Origin of the sequence: Shewanella marina JCM 15074 (genome assembly GCF_000614975.1) — a bacterium.
Classification (GTDB): domain Bacteria; phylum Pseudomonadota; class Gammaproteobacteria; order Enterobacterales; family Shewanellaceae; genus Shewanella; species Shewanella marina.
This window is the reverse complement of record NZ_BALM01000002.1, coordinates 244,647-256,249: the sequence shown is the minus strand read 5'-3', so window position 1 is coordinate 256,249 and position 11,603 is coordinate 244,647. Positions and strand designations below refer to the sequence as shown.

At 43.5% G+C, this 11,603-nt stretch carries 4 protein-coding genes; all 4 read right to left on the bottom strand.

What is annotated here, in order from left to right; all coding sequences use genetic code 11:
• Nucleotides 1-65: 65 nt before the first annotated feature.
• From JCM15074_RS02960 to JCM15074_RS02945, 4 genes are read right to left on the bottom strand one after another with little or no spacing between them, the layout of a single operon-like run.
• Nucleotides 66-4,487 (bottom strand): GEVED domain-containing protein, encoded by a 4,422-nt coding sequence (locus JCM15074_RS02960; protein WP_148300720.1) that lies wholly within the window; start codon nt 4,485-4,487, stop codon nt 66-68.
• Between the two features lie 19 nt (nt 4,488-4,506).
• A complete protein-coding gene (locus JCM15074_RS02955; protein ID WP_234400150.1) occupies nt 4,507-8,451 on the bottom strand; it encodes a GEVED domain-containing protein in 3,945 nt (1,314 codons plus the stop codon).
• Nucleotides 8,427-8,786, bottom strand: a complete 360-nt coding sequence (locus JCM15074_RS02950) for a hypothetical protein (protein WP_025819821.1) — start codon at nt 8,784-8,786, stop codon at nt 8,427-8,429. Before JCM15074_RS02950 ends, JCM15074_RS02955 begins: the two co-directional genes overlap by 25 nt.
• The gene (locus JCM15074_RS02945) at nt 8,753-11,503 is read right to left on the bottom strand and encodes a GEVED domain-containing protein (protein ID WP_025819820.1); all 2,751 of its coding nucleotides are present in this window, start codon (nt 11,501-11,503) and stop codon (nt 8,753-8,755) included. The genes JCM15074_RS02950 and JCM15074_RS02945 overlap by 34 nt, the downstream gene beginning before the upstream one ends.
• Between the last annotated feature and the right edge of the window lie 100 nt (nt 11,504-11,603).

Genomic DNA, 11,603 nt, shown 5'->3' with positions numbered 1-11,603 from the left:
GACACTTAAATAGCGTAATTGGTTAGCATCAAACTCATAGATATAGCTACCATTTTGACCTGTTGTTATGGTATCAACTCGACCTTCAATCTCATCAAACTACCGTTACGGTTTGCATCAATCCAACCGGCCAGATAAGCATCACTACCAGTGGTATTACGCACATTCAGGTCAATCTGATAACTTTGACCACCCACAGGAACTGATAATAATGGCTGTGCAGCGCCATTTTCATCATCGCCAACATCATCATCACCTAATGCATCTGCTGAGGCTGGAACCGTGGTATCGCCATCAATATTACTGCTACCCAGATAAAGGTTGGCCGCATTTGAGATAATATGATGTGGGCCATTATTAAGTGGATCGACCCCATATTGCACTGGTGCATCACCTAAATCTTGCAGGCCGAAGAAAATCGCATAATCTTCAACTTCACCCAAGCCATCACCGCCTAACGATGAAATTTGACTGATATCTGCCACAAATCTATCTGTGATACGTAAACGGATAAATGAGGTGGTGTTGTTGCTAACCGCAGGAACGGCATCCCATTCAATTTCCACCGGAATATTACTGACACCCGTTGGCACAATCGCTAACTGGCCTTCACTGTCTTCAAACTTACCATTACGGTTAAAGTCAATCCATGCCGCAACCGTGGCATTAGCACCGGTATTATTGGTGGCTGGGATGGAGATCTTATAACTGCTAATACCATTAAATAATGGCGGCAGAATAATCGGCCCTTCATCATCAATATTATCTAAATTATCAGCAGTTGCGGTTGCATCATGTAAAGTTCCATCATCAACATCCGCCGCTTTATAACCTAAGTATAAATCTGATGTTAATAGCTGATACGCACCGAAATGGATAAATTGGGTCTGATAGTTATTCGCGGCCGTTGCACTAGTGGCATCAGGTGCATCACCAAAATCTGGGTCACCCACTAACACAAAGTGATCTTCAACCTCACCATTTAAGGCATAACCACCAAAATCAGCTGCCATCAAGGTATCATTGGTTATACGTAAACGCAGTGCCATTTTACCTGTAACTTGGCCACTAATACTGCCCCAAGTTAACTGCGTCGTTGGTGAAGTTTGAGTCGAGCTATTTGTACCGTTAGTAAAACCAGTAAGCTCAGCAAACTCACCACTGTCGTCAAAATCACCATCTTGGTTAATATCGAGCCAACCGTATAAATTAGCGCTGCTGCCTGAACCATTGTATAGCGGTACCCCAACCGTATAATTTGTGGCAGCTAAAGTTAAAATAGGCAATGGTGCTAAATCATCGGCATTTTCATCATCATTATTGGCAAGATCATCGCCGTTTGCAGTGTCAGTTGGTACGCCATCAGTATCGTTATCAATATTATTACTGCGAATATATAAATTGGTGGTGACGAGTGCATGGTATGGACCACCATCAAGTGCTTTAGTCTTAAACGAATCAGGTAAATCACCTAAGTCATAATTGCCCACACGTAAATAATGATCTTCCACTTCACCATCAATGGCTTCACCATATGAACGTGGATCTTCAACTGCTCCAGTCACCGTATCGGTTAATAATTCGGTGGTTAAACGCACTCGAATATAGATATCTGTATTGTTTACCAATCCACTTGGAGTACTGGTCCACACTAACTCTTGCGCATCAGCCATGGCGCTAGAGCTCACCTCAAATGCTCCACCAGTCGCACTACCATTGCTAAAGAACTCATCGCGATCAAAGCGGCCATTACGATCTGAATCTATCCATGCATATAAATAAGCAGGATTACCGGTATTATTGAATGTGGTGGTTTTAATGCGATAACTCGTTGAGGTTGCCGATAATGGCGCTAATACCACACCATCTTCATCATTATTATTACTGTTATCATCACCACTTGCTTTAGCCACAACACTGGTATCTTGCGCGTTATCATCTCTATCAGTAAGCAATGTGCCTAAATAGAGGTCATCACGCACTCTATGACGCGGACCATCGCCATTAATTAAAGTACGATAATTATTGCCGGCCACACTCACTGTCGTATCTGGCGCGTCGCCAAAATCAAATGGAATAAGACGGTAATCTTCTACCTCACCATTACTGGCATCATCATTGGCTTGAGTATTACCCATCGTATCTGTAGTAATACGAATACGCGCATAGAGCATTTCATATTGTGAACTGCTAAAACCGCTAAATTGCAATGTACCACTACCATCGGCAGTATTACTGGTATCGTTACAAGCGGTACTGCTAAATTCACCACTATCAGTAAAGTCACCATCATTATTAAAATCAATCCAACCATAAACATTGGCACCTAAATCTGTACTGCCATCATGGTCATTACAGATAACCGCCAAGCTATAACCTGTATCTGTTGCAACTAATTCAGCGCCATCAAGACCGTCTTCATCATCTCCGATGCCCTTAGTATCATCATCGGTTGCATCACCATTAGTATCAGTGCCATCACCAAAACCATCACTGTCTTCATCTGCAATAGTATTACCAAGGTAGATATTGGCATTACCTAATCTATGACGAGGGCCATTATTATCAAATAAAGTTTGGTAACCTGCCGTTTGTGGTAAATCACCGTAGTCATACAAGACATTTAATTCAATTCGGTAATCTTCCACCTCACCATCGGTTGCTGCGCCATGCGGCGTACTACAGACGGTAGCGGTACTACAAATACGTACCCTGACATAAGTGCCACCCTCTAATACAAAGTTAGGTACGGTGAAATCGAGCGACTGAGTGGAACCATTTTCAGCACTGGTAATGGCAACTGGAGTAGCGGCTTCTAATGTAGTATCGAAACTGCCATCTCGATTAAAGTCTAACCACGCATACACAGTAGCATCAACATCGGTATTGACCTTAACTGGCAATGACACATTGGTGGTCGGCTGTGCCAGTAACAATGCAGGAATCGTGACGCCATCTTCATCATCATCACCCGCTAAATCATCATCACGAGCATCACCATTATTATCAATACCATCAACAAAACCATCAGCTTCATCATCTGGAGCGACATCACCTAAGAAAATTGTCGTTCCTGCGGTATGACTTGCACCAACACCTTCGCCATTAGCATTAATTCTATCAGTACCATAAGTATCAGGTGCATCACCTAAATCAAACAGGCCGATGACTAAACGATGATCTTCTACTTCACCATCACTGGCTTCTCCACCCCAATCACTTGCAGTGAGACTATCGCTACTAATACGCAGACGGACATAAGCCACCCCTGGGGTTAAGCCAGATAATCCATTCCAAGTTAGCGTAAATTGACCTTGATTAACTCCTGCACTGACATCGACATACTGGGCTTCTGATGTCTCAAAATTGCCATCTAAATTAAAATCAATCCATGCCCACAATGTTGCGGCATTAACAGTCAAATTAGTGGCTTCGACGGTCAATTGATAACTTGTTGAATTAACATCAATTGGCACCGCAATATTAAGTGCATCTTCATCATCAGGGCTGGCATTAGTATCGTCGCTATTGGCCAGCTCACTTGGCACGATAACCGCATCACTGTCTGGTATTTGGTCACCTAAATACAAATTACTGCCTAGTAGATGGTAAGCACCGCCACTGCTTGGTAAGGTGAAGAACGTATCTGGCGCGTCACCAAAATCAACATTACTCAATACGGGGACTAAATAATCTTCAACCTCACCATTATCAGCGCCGCCAAATTGAGTGTCACAGCTGGTGGTGTCATCACAAATTCTAAAGCGGGCATAAAAACTGTCACTCTCATTTACTGTTGTCGTGATTGGCCATGTTAATACCACTTCTTGATCTGTCGTCCCATTAGCCACCGCGATGGTTTGTCTCTCCGACAGCTCAAAATCACCATTTTGATTCCAATCAAACCAAGCATATAAATTGGCTGAATTACCACTATTATTGGTGACGGTAATCGTGGCGCTATGTACGGTTGCCCCCGGTAATAACGGTAAATTAACTACACCATCATCAGCATCACCATTGGCCGCTAATGTCGCATATGCATCACTTTCTACCGTTGGCGCAGTGCCCATATAAATATCACTGCCGCCAGTATGGCGTGGGCCATTGAATTGATAAGCCGTGCTGTAATCTTGCAACGCTTGTGCTGCACTGGTATCAGGGGCATCACCAAAATCTAAATCTGTGGTCGGACAGGTGGTGTTAACATTGGCACTGTCATTGAGCCAATCATTACGATTATTAAAGGCCGCCGCGTCGGTATAGTAAGCGTGAACGTAATCAGCTAACTCTTGATAAACGGCAGTATTAGCTGTCCAATAATTTGGCGTGAAATAGAACTGACGCTCACCGGTACCGACATATGGACCAACATGGGTTTTAGGGAATTGATAACCGCCAGTTGAGGTTGGTGCATAAGGGATTAACCATACCGCTGCATCAACATCTGAACATGATGCTGCCACATTTGGTAGTGTATACAGCACACTGCGATGATCAATCCCTTTAACTGTCGATAATGTACCCGTTGTTGTTACTGTAACCTGCTCTGCTAATGCCCCTGCCGAGGTTGATGGATGGAACCTTGGCAGCGTTGATGGACCACTGTAACCCGCAAATGCGGTGGCACTGGCGCCAGAATAGCCATATTTTGCAAAATATAAGCATTAATTCGTTCACTTGAGTCAGTAAAAATACCGCCCTCAACCGTTGTAAGTAATACACCACCTTGATCGCGATAAGCATTAAGGCATCAATCTCTGCAGTACTGTCATTATTCGAATTATTGGTATTATCATGCTGGTATAGCACCATCTGATAATCAGTTAAGGTAAAGTCAGTGGCAATATTCTGAGTCGGCACTAAGGTGTCATAAGTGACATAACCAACCCCATAGTTATTTTCAAATACTGCAATCGTATTGTAACTACCGCCACCGCTAATCCGGTAATTAATTGCACCAGCAGACTGTTGAATTAACAGGTGGAAAGTCACTTTATGAGCATGATCTTCCACTTCACCATTATTGGCATCGCCTTGGCTACGTTCATCCACATCAGTCGTGGCCGCATTATCAGCTTGAGTGCTATTTAAATCATCAGTGGTAAGACGTAAGCGAATATAACTGTCACCGACATCACCACTGGTACCATCAGACAAATTAGTCCAATTAAGGGTAACATTGCTGTTATTGGTATTGTTTGGCACATTAACCGAGGTCATTTCATCGGCTTGGAATTTACCATCAACATCATGATCCACCCAAGCATACAAGGTGGCATCTGTGCCGGTGGTATTGGTAACAGGCACATCAAGACTCCAATTAGTCATTGATGGAGACAAGACTGGAATTGTCGCTAAACCATCTTCATCATCGTTACCATTATTGTCATCGCCAAGTGCAGTGATATTCGGTTGACCATCATTATCCTGATCGGCTTTGATTGCACCAATAAAGAGCTCATCTGACAACGCATGATTAGCACCATTACTCGCCGCAGTGGTTGCAAAAGTATCCGGTGCATCACCATAGTCATTGATTAACGAACGACGCCAATCAACTTCACTGCCATTGGCAGCAGGGAATGCGGCGATGAACTCAGCAGAACTATCGATTGTGTCACTAATCAGGTAATTAACAGGCCCCCACTCACCCACAGCCGGTACCGGAATAATACCGTCATCAATACCATCAAAGTTACTGTCGATACCCGTTAAGCTGCCACTTATAGCCCCCTCAGTGGTATCATCTGTTTCGGTGTTATCAGCATTGGTATCTATCCAATCACCATTAATGTCACCATCGGTATTAACAGGGGTAATGCCTTGCTGACCATAATTAGCTGCAATATAGGCTGAATTTAAACCGTTATTGCTGGTATAAGTGCTATCACTATCATTATTTGGCAATAGATAACTATTGGTTAATTGCGCTTCCAAATTATCTGGAATGCCATCACCATCTGAATCTAGATCGAGATGATTTGGAATATTATCACCATCAAAATCATCACTACATCCCGCTTTATTTAAATTAACACCAATACCAATTAAGTCATGAGAACTCGACGTCACTGCCGGATAAAAACGCACATAGTAAGTGGTATTAGGATTTAAACGGTATTGCCCAGAATATGATGCAGGGACGCGCCACCAAGTACTTTCATTAATATAACTCGCTGGTGTAGCGGCTTTATATTGGTTGGCTTGTGTATACGTAGTACCATCATTAAGTACGGTAGGATTATTAAAGGCGGCGTTATCCGCAATCATCACCAATAAACTAGTCGATAAACTGTAATAAACATAACCAGATGTCACATACAGCGGATCATCGCCAACGGTAAATGTACCTTGTTGATAGGCATTATTATCTATTGCATCTTGGTATGAACTGATCGGTGTCGATGAGGAAAGCGACCATGCCCCACCACCAATGGGATTAGAGTAAGCACTACCAACCGTCACCATATTATCTGGTTTAGTAATTTTAGTGAGCACTTGACTGACGGTTCTTTCCGTTTCAATATCCCAATTAATTGAAAGTTCATCGTCAGCGGCACAATTGGGTAATTCAACCGTATCTAAAATACCGTCATTATCATCATCAATATCAATATCATCAGTGACACCATCGTTATCGGTATCGGTAGTGGTTGGATCAATCACCCCTGGATGCAGGATATTAACTTGATAATCTTCGACCTCACCATTTGATGAATCAACGATCGATCTAGGGTCAACCGTATTGCCCGTCTCAGTTGTGGTTAAATCATCTGTCGTAATTCGTATTCTTATATAGCGCTTGCCTATTGATGCACCAGTATAAGTCCAAGTAATGGTTTCAGTTGAAGTGCCAGAACTTGCGGCTAATGTTTGCGTTTGCAATTCATCAACATCAAAAGTGCCACTTCCATCATAATCAAACCATGCATATAGATTGGCAGCATCAGTGCTGTTATCGTTGGTGACACTGACATCAACGCTATAACTATTGGAAACCACGTTAAGGTCATTAATTAACGCGATACCATCTTCATCATCAATACCGTTGGTAGGATCGCCTATGGTATCGTCATCGGTGGCATTACCATTGTTATCAATACCATTGCCCCAATTGCCAGTGTCGATATCAATTAACGCGCCTAAGCGCACATCGTTGTTACTGGCAAGATGCTGAGCACTGCCATAACTTGCTGGAGCATCACCAAAATCAGCTCCAGCAATATTAATAATATAGTCTTCCACTTCACCATCAATGGCCGCACCAGCATAATCATTACCAGTTAACACTTGCGTCGATAATCTTAAGCGCAGCGCCATGGTGCCAGAAGTTAAGCCTGAAATACTATTCCACGTTAACTGCACCGTTTTACCTGTGGTGTTATAAGGAATATTACTCGCGGTAAACGCGACATCGCCACCGGCATCATAGTTAACCAGATCGACCACTTCGTCACTGCTAAATTGACCATCTTGATTAGTATCTAACCAAGCAATAAGTGTGGCATTGACGCCACTGGTACGAGCATTACGCAGATTAACATCAACAGAATAACTGTTAATGGTGGCATTAACGGTTACAATAGGCTCACTGATACTATTTTCATCATCGTTAGCATCACTATCATCACCTTGGGCATCGCTACTGACTAAACCATCAGATTCAGCATCGATATTATTACTGCCTAGGTAAATCGTGGTTTTATACGCAACACCATGGGCTGCGCCAAATGCAGCATTCGAGGTTAAGTAGCTGTCCGCTGCATCACCAAAATCATAATCACCAATATAGAAACTATGATCTTCGACTTCACCATCACTGGCAGCGCCTATTGAACGCGTATCTTCAAGGGTAAGATTAGTTTGGGTATTGGTGAGGCTGTCTGTGGTTAAACGGAAACGAGCAACCGTAGTACCACTTGTAATGCCTGTAAAGCTATCCCAAGTCAGTATCACATCTTGATTATTGGTACCACTGGCAACGGTATAAGATGTAACTTCATCACCATCAAAATGACCATTTCTGTCCCAATCAATCCAACCGTATAACACCGCGGGACTGGTACCCGTATTCGTCACTTTGACTTGAGCTTGATAACTTGTTGGTAATGGACTGTTATCTAACGCGCTTAAGGTGACGCCATCTTCATCATCACCATTAATATCTAAATCATCACCATCGGCTTTAGCCGCGCCGGTTGAGTTATAACTATCAGTTTCGGTATCTGGCGCACTATTACCCATAAATAGAGTGTTTGATACACCATGATATGGGCCACTATCGGCCAAGGTGGTATGATAATTACTGGTTGAATTGGCACCAGCACCAGAGTCTGCAGCATCTCCAAAATCAAAGTCACCGACATAAACCATATAATCTTCAACTTCACCCGTCACCGCCATACCAGCCCAGTCACTTGCTGTTAATGGTTGATTGGCAATACGCACACGCAATGCATGGTGCCTTGATTTAAACCAGATAGGCCGTTCCAAGTTAAGGTTTTAGCATTGGCATCTGTGGTAAAGTTAGCGCCATTCAGCACGTTATTAATGGCATAGGCGCCACCATCGAAACTGTCAAATATCTCATCTGCGCTAAATTGGCCATCTTGGTTTTTATCAAGCCAAGCCACTAAGGTTGCATCTGTCCCTTGGCTATTACGGAATTTAATATTAACGCTGTAACTACTGTCACTCGTGCCAAGGAAAGGTAATGGTTGATTAATGCCCTGCTCGTCATCACTGCCGGTTACATCATCACCAGTGGCATCAGGAGTTGGCATACCATCAGTATCGGCTTCATTAACCGCGGCATTGCTAAGTAGATCGTGGGGTAACTGCCCTGACCATGGAACGGACCATTATTACTCATTAAGGTTTGGTAACTATCGGGCGCGTCGCCTAAATCTTGATTACCTATATAAATGCTATGATCTTCCACCTCACCGTCAGATGCACCGCCAAATGAGCGACTATCTTCTAGGGTCATATTGGTTTCAGTATTCGTTAACGTATTGGTGGTTAATCTAAAGCGGGCAACGGTATTGCCTGCAGTAATGCCTGTGAAGCTCGTCCAAGTGAGAGTCGCATCTTGGTCTGTTACACCTGAAGAAACTGTCGCAGTTGCCGCTTCATCACCATCAAAATGACCATTTCTATCCCAATCAATCCAACCATATAAATTGGCACTATCACCGCTATTATTGGTCACTTTAACCGTAACACTATAACTGGTCGGTACAGGGCTATTATCTAATGGCGCAAAAGTAACACCATCTTCATCATCACCATTACTGTCGATATCATCGCCATTGGCCTGCGCTGCGCCAGTAGAATTATAACTGTCTGGCTCAATATCTGGTGCTGCGGCGCCCATATAAAGCGTTGATAATAATCCATGATACGGGCCACCATCGCTAAGTGTGGTGCGATAATTACTGGTTGAATTAGCGTTTATGCCTGAGTCTGCCGCATCACCAAAGTCAAAGTCGCCGATATACACCATATAATCTTCGACTTCACCACCCGTGGCCTCTCCGCCCCAATCATTGACACTTAGGCTGGTGTTAGCAATACGAATACGCAGCGCCATTGAGCCTTGGCTTAATCCTGAAATCCCCTCCCAAGTTAGGGTGATTTTATTCGTAGTATGATTACTGCCGGTAGGATAATTATCTGGACTAAAGCTTGAATCACTAAACGGTACGCCATTACCCACATTTAGCTTATCAACCACTTCATCGGCACTAAACTGGCCATCCTGATTCAAATCAAGCCACGCCACCAGCGTCGCCATATTACTTGAATTGTTATAAGCCGCTAGCTCAACACTGTAACTGTTCGTTGAAGTTGCAATAATGGATAACGGCTGCACGAGACCATTCTCATCATCGCTACCTGTATCATCATCACTATTCGCGGCTCCTGATGGCACCACTACATCGTCGTCATCAATGGTGCTTGTACCTAAATATAAGTTACTGCTATAAAAATGGACTGGGCCATCTTGTACAGCCGTGGTGCCATAACTTGCCGGGGCATCACCAAAATCACTATTTTTAGCAAATAAGAAATAATCTTCTACTTCACCATCTTGAGCGGCATAGAGAGAACGCTCATCTTCACTTGCGGTATTGCTATCATCACTCAATAACTCAGTAGTCAAGCGCAAACGTACGCCATATTTCTGATTATTAGCAGTTGCAACGTCAGATAGCCAATCAACCACATAGGTCTGATTACCTGAGTTCGCTGCAATTTGAATCACACCATTACTCGCCGAGACGGCGGTGCTATTTAAACTGGCGGCAGTGGCGATTTCATCTGCCTCAAAATTACCGTCACGATCAAAATCAATCCAAGCGTAAAGATAGGCATTAGTCGCAGAGTCATTATTCACTTTAACCCGCGCTTGATAGCTAGAATTTGCCGCAAGTACAGGTAATGCTGCCGCAATAAAACCATCTTCGTCAGCATCACCAATAGTGTCATCCCCTAATGCATCTGTTGATTGTGATGTATCAGAATCATAATCTGGGGCAACATCACCTAAATAAAGCGTGGGTAATGTCTCAATATTATGGAAAGGTCCGTCATTAAGTAGATTCGTTTGATAGTTATTGGCTGCGGTCGCGGCACTGGTATCAGGTAAGTCACCAAAGTCAGCGCCACCGATTTGCACCGCATAATCTTCAACCTCACCATTCGCGGCCATTCCGCCGGTGCTTGCCGCAGTTAATGGATCTGTGGTTAACCTAAAGCGGATAAAGCTTGGGCCCACATTCAGATATTGCAGCTGGTTAGCACTAAATGAGAAGTCATAACTGCTTGTTTGCCCGGTTGCAATGGTAACAACACGACCTTCAACTTCATCAAATACACCATTGCGATTCGCATCAATCCAACCGGCAAGATAAGCATCTTGGCCAGTGGTATTACGTAAAACATTAAAGGTCACCACATAATTGCTACCGTCAGTAGGTACGGGCAATAGCGGTTGAGCTAAACCATTTTCATCGTCATTGGCATCATTATCGTCACCTAGCGCATCTGCAGAAGCTAATATGGTGGCATCACCGTCAATATTGGTGCTGCCAAGGTATAAATTGGCTGTATTACTGATGGCATGGTGTGGGCCATTGTAAAGCGGGTCGACCCCATAACTGCTCGGCGCATCACCTAAATCTTGAGTACCAATATATAACTGGTGATCTTCGACTTCCCCCCCAAGCTCAGTACTCAATGAAGAGACTTCACTCACTTGGGTAATAAAACGTGGAATTAAGCGCGAGCGCACCATGGTGTAATTACCATTACTCAGTGCAGGTAAATTAACCCACTCGACTTCACCAATCACATCAATTGTGCCATTGGGTACTCCAATAATTTGCGCTTCGCTGTCTTCAAAATTACCGTCTCGGTCAAAATCAATCCAAGTGACTAAACTTGCAGTACTCCCGGTATTATTGGTCAATAACACCGAAATCTTATAACTAGACATGCCGTTAATTAGTGGTGGAAACTCAAAACCACCCTCATCATCGTTATTATCATTATCGTCAGCTTTAGCATCAATATCTTGCAGACTGCCATCGTCGGCA

What these genes read in the sequence shown, in the direction of transcription:
- JCM15074_RS02950 (WP_025819821.1), bottom strand. Translation starts at nt 8,786, where the DNA reads ATGCCAACTCCTGATGCCACTGGTGATGATGTAACCGGCAGTGATGAC.
- JCM15074_RS02945 (WP_025819820.1), bottom strand. Translation starts at nt 11,503, where the DNA reads ATGTCTAGTTATAAGATTTCGGTGTTATTGACCAATAATACCGGGAGT.